The 14,658-nt window shown below is 71.7% G+C and carries 6 protein-coding genes; 5 read left to right on the plus strand and 1 reads right to left on the minus strand.

Going from position 1 to position 14,658, the window contains the following annotated elements; genetic code table 11:
• Window positions 1-23 precede the first annotated feature (23 nt).
• The 3 genes from ACIBH4_RS02380 (at window position 24) to ACIBH4_RS02390 (ending at window position 2,167) form a co-directional block, all read left to right on the plus strand.
• Window positions 24-941, plus strand: coding sequence for a winged helix-turn-helix domain-containing protein (locus ACIBH4_RS02380; RefSeq protein WP_362763373.1), 918 nt, complete (start codon window positions 24-26; stop codon window positions 939-941).
• Between the two features lie 81 nt (window positions 942-1,022).
• On the plus strand, window positions 1,023-1,241 hold the full coding sequence (locus tag ACIBH4_RS02385; protein WP_362512049.1) for an MbtH family protein: 219 nt from the start codon (window positions 1,023-1,025) through the stop codon (window positions 1,239-1,241).
• The gene (locus ACIBH4_RS02390) at window positions 1,238-2,167 is read left to right on the plus strand and encodes a TauD/TfdA family dioxygenase (protein ID WP_362763370.1); all 930 of its coding nucleotides are present in this window, start codon (window positions 1,238-1,240) and stop codon (window positions 2,165-2,167) included. Before ACIBH4_RS02385 ends, ACIBH4_RS02390 begins: the two co-directional genes overlap by 4 nt.
• Before the next feature lie 109 nt (window positions 2,168-2,276).
• On the opposite strand, the gene ACIBH4_RS02395 is transcribed toward ACIBH4_RS02390, so the two are convergent.
• Window positions 2,277-3,269, minus strand: coding sequence for a hypothetical protein (locus ACIBH4_RS02395; protein ID WP_362763368.1), 993 nt, complete (start codon window positions 3,267-3,269; stop codon window positions 2,277-2,279).
• Window positions 3,270-3,593: 324 nt separating this feature from the next.
• On the opposite strand from ACIBH4_RS02395, the gene gntD reads away from it, so the two are divergent.
• Window positions 3,594-4,622, plus strand: a complete 1,029-nt coding sequence (gene gntD, locus ACIBH4_RS02400; protein WP_362512058.1) for a guanitoxin biosynthesis L-enduracididine beta-hydroxylase GntD — start codon at window positions 3,594-3,596, stop codon at window positions 4,620-4,622.
• Window positions 4,623-4,786: 164 nt separating this feature from the next.
• Complete coding sequence (locus ACIBH4_RS02405) at window positions 4,787-14,638, plus strand: amino acid adenylation domain-containing protein (protein WP_362763365.1); 9,852 nt, start codon at window positions 4,787-4,789, stop codon at window positions 14,636-14,638.
• Window positions 14,639-14,658: the final 20 nt, after the last annotated feature.

The following is a 14,658-nucleotide window of genomic DNA, read 5'->3' on the forward strand; positions in this document are numbered from 1 at the left end:
CTTTCTACAACGCTGGGGGCGCGGTGTTGAGGATTCATTTCACTGTTGAGGATCTGGCGCGCCTGCGCATGGTCGCGAGTCTCGGACCGGTGGCCGAGAGCGTGTTCGCGCTCGACCTCTTCGGCCGCACCGGTGGCGCGTTCTTCAACGTGTGGCGCAGGCACGTACGCGACCGGTTGGGAGAGGGCGTCCGCAACGTGGAGCAGTTGATCCGCGAACGCCGGGCGTCGGCGGAACTGCTGGAAATGGCCGGACGCTCGCCGGACCGCGCCGCACCGCGCTCTCCTGCCGAGGAGTGGACCAGCAGGCGGGTGACCGCCACCATGCTGGGGTTCTGCCAGGTGGCCGTCCTGCCGTACTGGAGCAGGGTGCGCGGGCACCTGGAGTCGGAACGCGAGGTGTACGGCCGGATAGCGATCACCAACGGTGTCGAGTGCCTGCTCGAGACGCTGCATCCCAGGCTGTGCTGGAACCCTCCGGTGCTGGAGATCCCCGACGCGGAGGACCGCGACGTCCACCTGAACGGGCGCGGCCTGCTGCTGAGTCCCTCGCTGTTCCTGCAGGGCAGGAACCACCTATTCCTCGACAGGGAGAACGAGACAGGGCTGCCCGCCCTGGTGGTCTCGGCGCCGTGCACCTCGGCCGTCATGTCCGACCTGATGGAGACGCCGGCGCCCGACGACGAGGCGCTCGGCGCACTGGTCGGGCACACCAGGGCCGCCGCGCTCCAGGCACTCACCGAGAGCTGCACCACGGGAGGGCTTTCCGAGCGGCTCGGGATCTCCCTGGCCGGGGCCAGCAAACACGCCACCGTACTGCGCAAGGCAGGTCTGATCACCACCGCGCGCAACCGCAACACGGCCCTGCACACTCTCACGTCCCTGGGCATGGCGCTGCTGCACGGGGAGCCCTTCACAGCCCCCCAGCCCCAGCGCAACTGACCTCGGTGCCGTCTCCCGCGCCCTTTCGCGTCGCTTCCTGACAACACCTCGCGGACGCAGAATCCCGGAAAGGAGAGCAACATGAGCTCGAACCCCTTTGAAGATCCCGAAGGCACCTACCTCGTGCTGGTCAACGACGAGGGGCAGCACTCCCTGTGGCCCTCGTTCATCGACGTGCCCGACGGATGGACCATCGTCCTGCCTGAGACGGACCGGCAGGCGGCACTGGACCACATCACCGCGAACTGGACCGACATGCGCCCGAAGACCCTGGCCGAGGCGATGCGGAACCAGGCATGACCGGCCACGAACTGCCCCTCGTCATCGAGGGGGGCGGTACCCGGATCACCGACCGGGTGAGGAGCGACCGGCAGCAGATCCGCAAGAGCCTCACCGTGCACGGAGCCGTGCTGTTCCGCGACTTCGAGGTCGGCGGTGTCGACGGCTTCGACGAGGTCGTGCGCGAGCTGTCCGGGGCGCCGCTGACCTACGAGGAACGTTCGTCCCCGCGCAGCGTGATCAAGGGCAACGTCTACACCTCGACCGACTACCCGCCGCAGGAGGAGATCTTCCTGCACAACGAGAACTCCTATCAGGCGGTCTGGCCGATGGTGCTCTACTTCTACTGCCTGGAGCCGCCGTCGACCCAGGGGGCCACGCCGCTGGCCTCCACCCGTGCCGTCCACGACACGATGGACCCGCAGGTCCGCGAGGAGTTCGAGCGGCGTGGGTGGATGGTGGTCCGCAACTACGGTGACGAGCTCGGCATGTCGTGGCGCCAGGTGTTCAACACCGACAGCCGGGACGAGGTCACGGACTACTGCCGGCGCAACGGCGTGGAGACCGAGTGGCTCGACGGCGACCGGCTGCGGACCAGGGCCGTTCGCCGGGCCGTGCACCACCACCCGGTCACCGGGGCCCCGGTCTGGTTCAACCACGCCACCTTCTTCCACATCAGCACCCTCCCCGAGGGAGTCAGGCTGGGACTGCTGGAGATGTGCGGGGAGGAGAACCTGCCGAGCAACACCTACTACGGCGACGGCGGGACGATTCCCGACGACGTCACCGACCACCTGAGGGAGCGCTACCGGGCGGCTTCCGTACGGTTCGACTACCGTCGTGACGATCTGCTGGTCGTCGACAACATGCTGGCCTCGCACGGCCGTGAGCCGTTCACGGGACCGCGGAAGATCGCCGTGGCGATGGCGGAGCCGTCCTCGGCCTGATGCCCGCGCCTGCTGTCGTTCGATCCCCTGTCACGTCCCCCGACCGGAGCCTCGTATCTCCGAGCCCGGTCCCGGTCCGGTTCAACCGGACCGGGACCGGGCTTTTTCGTCAGTCCAGTGTGCGCAGCCGCCGCGACTCGGCGGAGACGACCGCCAGGATCAGCAGGTCGGCTCCAAGGCCGGGGAGCGCGGAGAACTGGTTCACGACGAACGCGAAAGCCTGGCCGAAGAGGATGTCGATCAGCATCGCGGTGCCGAACAGCCGGAAGGCGGCCGCGCGGTCCCCGCGCAGCCGCACCGCTCCCCACAGTGCCAGCACCACCGTGGCCGTCGCCGAGGCCGCCATACCGATCACCGCCCCCCACTCCTGCTCGCCGTCGAGTGAGTCGTGGGCGTTCTCCAGGGCGAGGCCCACCAGGGGGAGGAGCGCCTGGACGACGAGGTAGACCACTACGAGGGCGACGAGCAGGGGACGGCGGGTCAAGCCGTCGAGGGTGGCGCGGGCTCGGGCCCACCAGGTCCGGATCCGCCCGGGAGCCGCCTCTCGGGCCGGCACCATGCCGAGCAGCCGGACCGCCGCCGCGTCAAGCGCGTCGTCGGAACCCTGGACCAGTCGCACGGCGGCGTGCCGCTGCTCCACGGTCAGCCCCGAGGTCACCCCGATGAGCGCCGCGTAGACGGCGTTGGCCGTGCGCTCCTGCCGGGAGTAGTCGGTCCGGCCCTTCAACCACTGGGAGAGCGTGACCAGCGTGGCGAAGACCAGGTAGATGATGCCCGCGGCCGGCCGGTAGAAGTAGTCGGTGGTCTGGGTGACGAACTTGCCGACCTCGTCGACGAACAGCCCGAACCCGACCCCGCCGAGGACCGCGCCCCATGTCCGCGCGGCCTGACCGAGGAACGCGAGCGTGACGCCCAGGCCCACCATCATCAGCAGGCCGCCCCACAGGACGTGTGCGATGTGCAGGTTCCCGCCGCCGAGCTGGGGATATCCGGCCTGTTGGAGATAGGCCCTGGTGACCAGCACCGCGCTGATCCCGGATATCGCGAATACCTGCAGATGTGCGGCGGCGCTGGTCACCCGCGTCAAACCTGACAGGCGCACTGTGAATCTCCTCGTCGTGCCGGTGACGTTCTGGAAACGGCTGGCCGAAAAGGTGACGGCCTCATACCCGGAGAGATATGACCTCCGCTGCTCCGCGTCGGCGGATGGAAAGCACGGCGACGTGGGGGAAGGCCGATCCGGAGAATAGAACCTCCCATGACCGTAGCACGAGGACCGCGCTGACTGTGCTGTTTAGCCTCCAAGTCAAAGACGTTGAACCCGGCCCTCACGGTGATGGAGGCTCGATTAGGGCCGGGGACGAATAGCCGTCGCCGGGCGCGGTGATTCTCAACAAGCGATTGCCGTTGGCAGAGGGAGTTACTTGTGCTGGCACTACACCTGCGAAACGACGACGTAATGGCGATCGAAGAAGTCGTCCGCGAGCTCTCCCGGCGTTACGAGACGGTCGAGTCCGTCGATTTCCAGCGAGAGAGCCGGACGTACGCCGACGAGCTTCCCCGGCGTCTTCGCGCCGCGCTCAACGATTTCCGCCTCACCGAGCCGTCGGGAATCCTGGTGATCTCCGGGCTTCCCGTGGACGACGCGGGGATCGGCCCGACCCCCGCCGACTGGAAGAACAAGCCGGTGCCCTCGCCCACCATCGGGCAGGACATCGCGTTCTTCCTCATCGCGTCCCTGCTGGGGGACCCCATCGGGTGGGCGACGCAGCAGGGCGGATACATCATGCACGATGTCTTCCCCATCAAGGGGTACGAGCACGAGCAGATCGGCTGGAGCAGCGAGGAAACGCTCGTGTGGCACACCGAGGACGCCTTCCACCCGCTGCGCACCGACTATCTCGCACTGATGTGCCTGCGCAATCCCGACGGGGTCGAGACGACCTATGCCGACGTTTCCGACGTGCGTATCGACGATGATGTCCGCACCGTTCTCGCGCAGGAACGCTTCTATATTCTTCCGGACGACTCCCACCGTCCCGCCAATCGAGCTCCGGTGACCGACGACGACGCGAAAGTCGCGGATCTGCGGAAACGCAGTTATCGTCAGGTCGATCGGGCCCTGGATAATCCGGAGCCGGTGGCGGTTCTTTTCGGCGACCCCGACGAGCCGTATATCCGCGTCGACCCGCACTATATGGACGGGATTCAGGACGAGGACGCGGGGAAAGCGCTCGAGGCGTTCGGCGCGGCGATCGATTCCACGATGACCGGTGTCGTCCTCAAGCCCGGTGACATCTGCCTCATCGACAACTACAAGGCCGTCCACGGTCGTAAGCCCTTCAGTGCGCGCTTCGACGGGACGGACCGCTGGCTGCGCCGGCTGAACGTGACGAGGGACCTGCGCAAATCGCGGGAGTTCAGGCTGAGCGCCTCCTCCCGAGTCATCTACTAGCCCGTCGGCTCCGTCACCGGGCCGCCGAGGGCGCCACCCGGTCGCGGCCGGACCACCGCCGATCCGCCGCGGGACCGTCACCGGACGCCCTCGCCCCACCCTCGATCCAACGTCGATCCACCGCCGGACCGCCACCGGACACGTCTTCGAAGGCAGGAGTCAGCGTGACTCACGACGCATCGTCCGTACGCGCGCCCGAGGGCGCCGCCGCACAGCCGTTCCCGGACACCGCCGGGCAGCCGGGAGACCGGGACCTGCTGGAGTTGTTCGCCGAGCGGGTGCGCCGCGCCCCCGAGGCGACGGCCGTCGCCTCGGGCGGGGAGTCGCTCGCCTACGGGCGGCTCGACGCCCGCGCCAACCAGCTCGCGCACCACCTCCGTGCCCGCGGTGTCGGCCCTGACACGCTCGTCGGTGTCTTCGCGGAGCGTGGCGTGGAGCTCGTCGTGGCGCTGCTGGGCGTGCTCAAGGCGGGTGGCGCCTACCTGCCGCTGGACCCGGACAACCCGCCAGGTCGCCTGGCGTTCGCCCTCGCCGACGCGGGCGCCGCCGCCGTCGTGACCCAGGCGCACCTGCGGGAGCGGCTGCCCACGACGTCCGCGCGAGTGGTCTGCCTGGACGGCGACGGGCCACTGATCGCGTCGCAGCCGGTCACCGCTCCCGGCTGCGAGGCGGGTCCGGCGAACCTGGCGTACGCGATCTACACCTCCGGTTCCACCGGCCGTCCCAAGGGTGTGCTGGTCGAGCGCCGCCAGCTCGCGAGCTACCTGGCATGCTGCGAGCGCGACTACCCGGGACTGGCGGGAACGGCGCTGTTGCACACGTCGACGTCGTTCGACCTGACGGTGACCACGCTGTGGGGGCCTCTCGCGGCCGGAGGCAGGGTCGAGGTGGGCGAGCTGGACGGCGGTCGTCCCGGCGAGGTCCGGGAGCGGCCGTCCTTCCTGAAGATCACCCCCAGCCACCTGCCGATCCTGGAGAGCCTGCCCGAGGACCGCTCACCGGTCGCGGAACTGGTGATCGGCGGGGAGGCGCTGTGGGGCGAGGTGCTCGACCGGTGGCGGACGCGGCATCCCGGCGTGACGGTGGTCAACGAGTACGGCCCGACCGAGGCGACCGTCGGCTGCGTCTCCTTCAGGGTCGAACCGGGGGCCGGGCCGCTGTCCGGACCCGTCGCGATCGGCAGGCCGATGCGCGGCACGCGTGCCTACGCGCTCGACCGCTTCCTGAGGCCCGTTCCCGAGGGTGTGCCCGGAGAGCTGTACGTGGCCGGTGCCGGGCTGGCCCGCGGCTACCACGGCAGGCCGGACGCGACCGCCGAGCGGTTCGTCGCCGACCCGTACGGCGGGCCCGGCGAGCGGATGTACCGCACCGGCGACCTGGTGCGGCGCCTGCGCGGAGAGGACCTGGAGTACCTGGGGCGCACCGACGACCAGGTCAAGATCCGGGGGCACCGTGTCGAGCCCGGTGAGGTCGAGTCGGCGCTGGCCGGGCACCCCGGGGTCGCCCAGGTCGCCGTGGTGCCCTCGGGGGAGGGCTCGCCGGACACGCGCCTGCTTGCCTACTTCGTCCCGGCGGGTGAGACGGTTCCCGCGGCGGAACTGCGCGAGTTCCTGGCACGGACCCTTCCCGAGCACATGATCCCCTCGGTGTTCCTCGCCCTGGAACGGCTGCCGCTGGCGGCCGGCGGCAAGCTCGACCGCGCGGCGCTGCCGGCGCCGACACGGCAGGACGGCACCGACGCCGGCTACGGCGCACCGCGCGACGACAAGGAGAGGGCGATCGCCGAGATCTGGGCCGAGGTGCTCGGCCTCGACCGGGTCGGAGTGGAGGACGACTTCTTCGAACTCGGCGGCAACTCCCTGCTCGCCTTCCGGGTGCTCCCGCGGATCAGGGCGGCCCTCGGCGCGGAGCTTCCCGCCCGCGCCGTCTTCAAGTCGCGGACGATCGCCGCGCTGGCGGCGTCGGTCACCTCGGGCGGGGGAGAGGCGGGTGGCCTGGGCACGACGGAGGGCTCCGTCGTGCCGGTGTCCCGCGACCGGGACCTGCCGCTGTCCTTCCCCCAGCGACGGTTCTGGTTCTTCCACGAGTTCGACCCCGACGCCACCGAGTACAACGTCCGGTTCGGCTACCGGCTGCTCGGCGAGCTGGATCCCTCCGCGCTGGAGGCGGCCCTGCGCGGGCTCGTCGCGCGGCACGAGTCGCTGCGCACGACCATCTCCTCGACCGGCGGCGAGCCGTTGCAGGTGGTACACCCCGCCGGGCGTCTCGCGGTCCCGCTGGTCACGATGGACGCCTCAGGGTTGGGGGAGGAGGAACTGGATCGCCTGCTGCGTCGCGAGGTGAGCCGGCCCTTCGACCTGGCACGCGGACCCGTGCTCCGGATGGTCCTGCTGCGCAGGGCCGAGCGCGAGCACCTGCTGGTGCTGACCGTGCACCATTCGGTGATCGACGCCTGGTCGATGGGCGTGCTCGCCGACGAGCTGAGCGCGCTGTACGAGGCCGCAGGAAACGCCGCAGGTGAAGGTGCCGGAAGTGCCGCCGCGGACGATGCCGCGGATGCGGGCCGGGCCGGGCCGGCGCCGCTGGCCGTCCAGTACGCCGACTACGCCGTCTGGCAGCGGGAGCGGTGGACCGACGAGGCCCTTGAGGGGCAACTCGGCTACTGGAGGGAGCAACTCGCGGGGCTGTCGCCCCTCGAACTGCCCACCGACCGGCCACGTCCGGCGGTGCGATCCTCCGCCGGGGCGGCCCACCGCTTCACCCTGTCCCGCGAGCTCACCGCCGCGCTCAACGGGCTCGGCGCGCGCAACGACGCCACGCTGTTCATGACGTTGACCGCGGTCTGCAAGGTGCTGCTCGCCCGCCACTCCTCCCAGCGGGACATCGCGGTCGGCACCCCCATCTCCGGACGCGACCGCCCCGAACTGGAACCGCTCATCGGATGCTTCATCAACACCCTGGTGCTCCGGTCGGCGGTCGACGGGCGGGTGTCCTTCACCGAGTTCCTCGGCCGGGTGCGTGAGACGGTGCTCGGTGCCTTCGGCAACCAGGACGTCCCGTTCGAGCGCCTGGTGGACGAGCTGAGCGACGGGCGTGACCCGAGCCGTACCCCGCTGGTGCAGGCGATGGTGGCGCTGCAGAACGTACCGGAGAGGCGGCTGGAGTTCACCGGCGTGCGCACCGAGGGCTTCCGGCTCCCCCACGTGTCGTCGATCTTCGACCTCACACTGGAGTTCGTCGAGCGCGACGGCGCGCTCGACGTGATGATCGAGTACAGCACCGACCTGTTCGACCGCGCGACCGTCGAGCGCATGGCCGGCCACCTGCAGGTCCTGCTGACCGCCGTGACCGAGGATCCCGACCGGCCACTCGCCCGGCTGCCGCTGCTGACCGAGGCCGAGCGGCGGTCCGCGGCCGGGTGGAAAGGCGTGCTCAGGGAGCGCGGCGCGGACCTCCCCGTCCACCGCGCGTTCGCCGAGCGGGTGCGGCTGGCGCCGGACGCCGTCGCGTTGGAGCACGGGAGCGGGACGCTGACCTACGCCGAACTGGACGGACGTGCCAACCGGGTGGCCCGCCGCCTGCGCGCGCTCGGGGTCGGTCCCGGAGTGCCCGTCGTGGTGTGCGCGGAGCGCGGCCCGGAACTGGTCGCCGGCCTCCTCGGCGTGCTGAAGGCCGGTGGCGCGTACGTGCCGCTCGACCCCGAGACTCCGGCCGGTCGGCTCGGCTACGTGGTGGCGGACACCGGCGCGCGGGTCATACTGGTCGACCGCGCGACGGCGGCCACGGCCCGTGACCTGGACGCCCTCGACGCCGTGACCGTGCCGCTGGACGTCGTCGCGGCGCGGCCGGACACCGGAGGGCCGGGTGACGCCCACCGGCCGGTCACCGAGCCGCCAACCGAGCCCGACACCGTGGTGGACGGCGCGGACCTGGCCTACATCGTCTACACCTCCGGCTCCTCCGGCCGTCCCAAGGGCGTGATGGTCGAACACCGGAACCTGGCGGACCTGTGCGCCTGGCACAACGAGGCGTTCGAGGTGGTCCCCGGCGACCGGGCCTCCCAGGTCGCGTCGCTGGGATTCGACGCCGCCGTGTGGGAACTGTGGCCCTACCTCTGCGCCGGTGCCAGGGTGGCGCTGCCGGACCGGGAGACGCTGGACGACTCGGCCGCACTGGTGGAGTGGTTCGCCCGGATGGGCACCACGATCTGCTTCCTGCCGACCCCCAGACTGGACGCGGTCCTGGACGAGACCGCCCTCACGGGCACCCGGCTGCGCACGATCCTGACCGGCGGGGACGTTCTCCGCCGCCGCCCGCGTCACGGGACGACGTACCGGCTGGTCAACAACTACGGTCCCACCGAGGCCACGGTCGTGGCCACCGCGGGTGAGGTCGCGCACCGCGACGCCGGGCGAGCCGGGGCGCTGCCCCCCATCGGCTCGCCCGTCGCCAACACCGCGGCGTACGTCCTGGACGACTACGCCAACCCGGTGCCCGTGGGGGTCGCGGGGGAGCTCTATCTCGCGGGTGCGGGACTGGCCAGGGGCTATCTGAACAGGCCGGACCTGACCGCCGAGCGGTTCGTCGCCGATCCCTTCGGGGCCCCCGGCGGCCGGATGTACCGTACCGGGGACCTCGTCCGCCGGTTGCCCGGAGGCGACCTGGAGTATCTCGGCCGCACCGACCAGCAGGTGAAGATCCGGGGCTTCCGGGTGGAGCCCGGGGAGATCGAGAGCGCGCTGCAGGGTCACCCCGGCGTGGCCGAGGCCGTCGTCGTGGCCACCACGGCCAGGCCGGGCCACGATCGTCTGGCGCTGACGGGATACGTGGTCCCCGCGGGAGACGCCCGGCCCGACCCGGACGGGCTGCGCGCCTTCGCGGCCTCGATCCTGCCGGACCACATGGTGCCCGCCGCGATCGTCGTCCTTGAGGAGTTCCCGCTGACCGCGCGGGGCAAGGTGGACCGCGCGGCACTGCCGGAGCCCGGCGCCGCCGGGCGCCAGAACGGTGGCTACGTCCCGCCGGGCGACCCCGTGCAGCGGGAACTTGCCGTGATCTGGGCCGAGGTGCTGGGCGTCGACCGGGTCGGTGTCGAGGACGGTTTCTTCGCCCTCGGCGGCGACTCCATCCTCGCCATCCAGCTCGTGTCCAGGGCCCGCGCGGCCGGGCTGCGATTCACCTCCAGGGACCTGTTCCGCCGGCAGACGATCGCCGCGCTGAGCCCGCACGTGACCGAGGCGCGCGGCACCACGACCATCGGCGGGCCTGGGAACGCGGCGGGCGCCACCGCGGGCGGTAGGGCACCGCTGACGCCCATCCAGCACTTCCTCTTCGAGAGATTCACCGTCCCCGAGGTGTTCAACCAGTTCGTCACCGTGGAACTCGCCGGCGACGTCGACGAGACGGCGCTGCGGGCGGCGGTCGCGGCGTTGGTCGAGCGGCACGACGCGCTGCGGGCACGCTTCGAGACCTCCACAGGAGGCGGGGGCGGCTGGTCACAGCGGGTCGTCCCCGCCGAGGACGGGGAGATCCTGCGCCTGGCGGACCTGTCCGGCCTCACCGGCGCGGAGCTGGACGCCGCGGTGGAGCGGGAGACGGCGTCCGCGCAGGCCCGCGTCGACTTCGGCGCAGGACCGCTGGTCGCCGCCGTGCTGTTCAGGACCGGGCGCGGGCCGCGGCTGCTGCTGACCGTCCACCACCTCGTGGTGGACGGTGTGTCGTGGCGCATCCTGCTGGAGGACCTGCGCACCGCGTACGGCCAGGTGCTCCGGGGAGAGAGCGTCGACCTGGGCCCCGTCACGACCTCGTTCCAGGACTGGAGCCTGCGACTGGCCGAGCATGTCCGGGCCGGTGGATTCGACGACGAACTGGACCACTGGGCCGAGGTGAGCCGCGAGGGCACCGCCGCGGACCTGCCTCTCGACGGGCCCCTCGGCGGGTCCTTCCGCGAACTCCTCGCCCGTCCCTCCGGCGGCAGCCCTTCCGAGACGCCCTCCGCAGGACAACTCGGCGAGGCGCGGCAGGCGCCTCCCGGGGGCGGGCGCGGGCTCAACACCGTGGAGAGCACCCGTGAGGTCTCCGTCGAGCTGGACGAGGCCACCACCCGGGCCCTGCTGCGCGAGGTCCCCGACGTCTACCGCACCGAGATCACCGACGTGCTGCTGGCGGCCCTCGCCCGCGTCGTCTCCGGATGGACCGGGCGCGACCGCCTCCTGCTCGGGCTGGAGGGCCACGGACGCGAGGAGATCCTCCCCGACGTGGACCTCACGCGCACGGTCGGGTGGTTCACCAGCTACTTCCCCCTGGCTCTGGAGGTCCCCGGCGACGACGAACCGGGCGTTCTCCTCAAGGCGATCAAGGAGCAGGTGCGGGCGGTCCCCCGGCGCGGGCTGGGGTACGGCGCGTTGCGCTACCGGGACGGTTCCCCGCTCGCGGGAGACCCGGTCCCCCAGATCTGCCTCAACTACCTCGGCCGGTTCGACACCGAGGCCGCGGAAGACGACCTCTACCGCGAGATCTCCGGTATCGAGCTGTTCCAGGACCCGCGCGACAACCGCCCGCACGTACTCGACGTCGTCGGCTCCGTCAGATCCGGGCGACTCCAGGTCACCTGGTATTACTCGCCCGATCTGCACCGGCCCGCCACCGTCGAGCGGCTGGCCCACGAGTTCGCCGCGACCGTGGAACGGATCGTCCGGCACTGCGCCGAGCCGGGCGCGGGCGGACGCACCCCCTCGGACTTCCCGCTGGCCCGGCTCGACCAGGCGAGCCTCGACGCGCTGGTCGGCACCGGCCGGACCGTGACGGACGTCTACCCCCTGACCCCCACCCAGAGCGGCATGCTCTTCGACGGTCTGATGGCACCGGGCTCGGACGTCTACACGGCCCGGTTCGAGATGGTGGTCGAGGGGGTCACCGACCCCGAGGCGCTCGGCGAGGCATGGCGGCTCGTCGCGAAGCGGACCCCGGTCCTGCGCACCTCCGTCGCGTGGGAGGGGCTCGACCATCCGCTACAGATCGTCCACCGGCGGGCGCGGCCTCCGGTGGCCCACCACGACTGGCGCGACCTGCCGGAGGCGGAGCGGCGGCTCGAACTGGAGCGGCTGCTCACCCGGGACAGGGAGGCCGGGCTGGACCTCACCGCGCCCCCGCTCACCCGGCTGGCGATCATCCGGCTCGACGACACCCGGGTACGGGTCCTGTGGACCCTGCACCACATCCTGCTGGACGGGTGGAGCGTCCACCGGCTGCTCGCGGACGTGCTCTCCTGCTACGCCGCGCGCGTCGAGGGACGTGACTGGCGGCCCGAGGCGCGCCGGCCCTTCCGCGACCACGTCGAGTGGCTACTCGGCCGGGACGAGGCGGCCGCCGAGACGTACTGGCGCGGGACGCTCGCCGGGTTCACCGAGCCGACACCCCTGCCGTACGACCGCCCGCCCACCCCGGACCACCGGCCCCGCGCGGCCGGGCGGGTGAACGTGAGGCTGCCGGCCGCGGTCTCGCGGAGGCTCGCCGAACACGCCAGGCACGGGGGGATCACGCTGAACACCCTCGTGCAGGGCGCCTGGGGGATCCTGCTGTCCCGCTACGGCGGCGCCCCCGACATCTGCTTCGGCGCGACGGTCTCCGGCCGTCCCGCGGACCTGGCGGGCGCGGAGTCAATGATCGGCATCTTCATCGAGACGCTGCCGGTCCGGGTCGTCGTGGACGAGAGGGCGCCCCTCGTGCCGTGGCTGCGCGAGCTGCAGGAGGAACAGGCGCGGGCGCGCGAGCACGACGCCGTGTCGCTGCCCCAGGTGCGCTCCTGGAGTGAGTTGCCGCCCGGCGCGCGACTCTTCGACAGCATCGTGGTCTTCGAGAACTACCCGGTCGACCACGCCCCGGCCACCGCCGCCGGAGTGCGGCTGCGCGACGTCGACGCCGCCGAGGTGAACGGCCACCCCCTCAACCTGGTCGTCTACCCGGGGGAGGAGCTGTCCTTCGTGCTGCTCCACGACGAGGCACTGTTCGACCCCGCCACGGTGCGGCGCCTCGGGGAGAACCTGGCCGCGTTGCTGGAGGAGATCGCGGCCGACCCGGAGCGGAACATCCGGTCGCTGCCCTCGCAGTCGCCGCGCGAGCGCCGCCGGATGCTGGTGGAGTGGAACGACACGGCCGGAGACGTCCCCGGATCGTGCGTTCACCGGCTGTTCGCCGACCGGGCGCGCGCGGTCCCCGACGAGGTGGCCGTGGTGTCGGAGAGCGAGACTCTCACGTACGCGGACCTGGACGAGCGCTCCGACAGGCTGGCGCGTCACCTGGCGTCCCTGGGGGTGGCCGAGGAGTCGCGGGTGGCGGTGTTCCAGGTCCGCTCGGCCGACGCGTTGGTCTCGATGCTCGCCGTGCTCAAGGCCGGGGGCGCCTACGTCCCGCTGCACCCGAGCTACCCGCCCGACCGGCTGCGCTGGATCCTGCGGGACACCGAGGCGGTGGCGGTGCTGACGGACCGGGCGACGGTCTCGCAGACCGCCGGGATCACCGGGCCGGGGTCCGCGGGCGGCGACACGATCCACAAGGTTCCCCCGGTGGTCGTGGTGGACGGCGACGAGGTCCTGGACGGACCCCCGCTCGGGGAACGGGCCGTCGGGGACCCCGACCGGCTGGCATACGTGATGTACACCTCCGGCTCGACCGGGGTGCCCAAGGGCGTGGCGGTCACCCACCGCAACATCGTGAGCCTGGCCGCGGACCGCCGGTGGCGCTCGGGAGGGCACGAGCGTGTCCTGTTCCACTCCCCGCACGCCTTCGACGCCGCCACCTACGAGATGTGGGTACCGCTGCTGGCCGGTGGCCGGGTGGTGGTCGCCGAGGGCGAACTGGACGCGAGGAGCGTGTCGCGGCTGGTCGCCGCGCACGGGGTCACCGGGATGTTCCTCACCACGGCGCTGTTCAACCTCTTCGCCGAGGAGCTGCCCGGATGCTTCGCCGGGCTGCGTGAGGTGTGGACGGGAGGTGAGGCCGCTTCGCCGGCGGCGTTCCTGCGGGTGATGGAGCACTGCCCGGAGACGGCGGTCCACCACGTCTACGGCCCCACGGAGACCACGACCTTCGCCACCTGCCGCGAGATGACGCCGAGGCTCGCCGGCGCGGGTGCCGCGCCGATCGGCCGCCCGATGGACGGTATGCGCGTCTACGTGCTGGACCACGACCTCGCGCCCGTGCCGCCCGGCGCTCCCGGCGAGCTGTATCTCGCGGGAAGCGGCCTGGCCAGGGGATATCTCGGCCGGCCCGCGCTCACCGCGGAACGGTTCGTCGCCGACCCGTTCGGTACGGGGGGCCGCCTGTACCGCACCGGCGACAGGGTCCGCTGGAGCGCGAACGGCGGGGGAGGGGACGGCGGTGACGGCTGGGACATCGAGTTCCTCGGCCGGGCCGACGACCAGGTGAAGATCCGCGGGTTCCGCATCGAGACGGGCGAGGTCGAGGCCGCGCTGCACGCCCGCCCCGACGTGGCCGAGGCGGTGGTCGTCGCCCGTGAGGAGGCCGCCGGGCGCAGGTACCTCGTGGGCTACGTGGTGCCGGCCGCAGGACACACCCCGCCCTCCCCGGCCGAGTTGGCAGGGGCGCTGGCCGAGCGGCTCCCCTCCTACGCGGTCCCCTCCGCGTTCGTCTCCCTGGAGCGGCTGCCGCTGAACGCCAACGGCAAGGTGGACCGCCGGGCGCTGCCGGAGCCGGAGGCGAGGGGGGGCGCGAGCGCCGGCTACGTGGCTCCGCGCGACCCGACCGAGGAGGCCCTTGTCCGAATCTGGGCGGAAGTGCTGGCGGTCGAGCGGGTCGGGGTGCACGACGACTTCTTCGACCTGGGCGGTGACTCCATCACCAGCCTGCGGGTGGCCTCCAGGGCGCGGCGCGCGTTCGACGTCGAGATCTCCCCGAGGGAGCTCTTCGCCGCCCCGACCGTCGCCGCCCTGGCGGAGGTCCTTCAGGACAGGATCCTGGCGTCCTTCGAACAGATCGCCCAGAGCCGGAACTCGTGACCAGGCCAGCCGACCCCGAA

This window comes from Streptosporangium sp. NPDC050284, assembly GCF_044459525.1.
Classification (GTDB): Bacteria; Actinomycetota; Actinomycetes; order Streptosporangiales; family Streptosporangiaceae; genus Streptosporangium.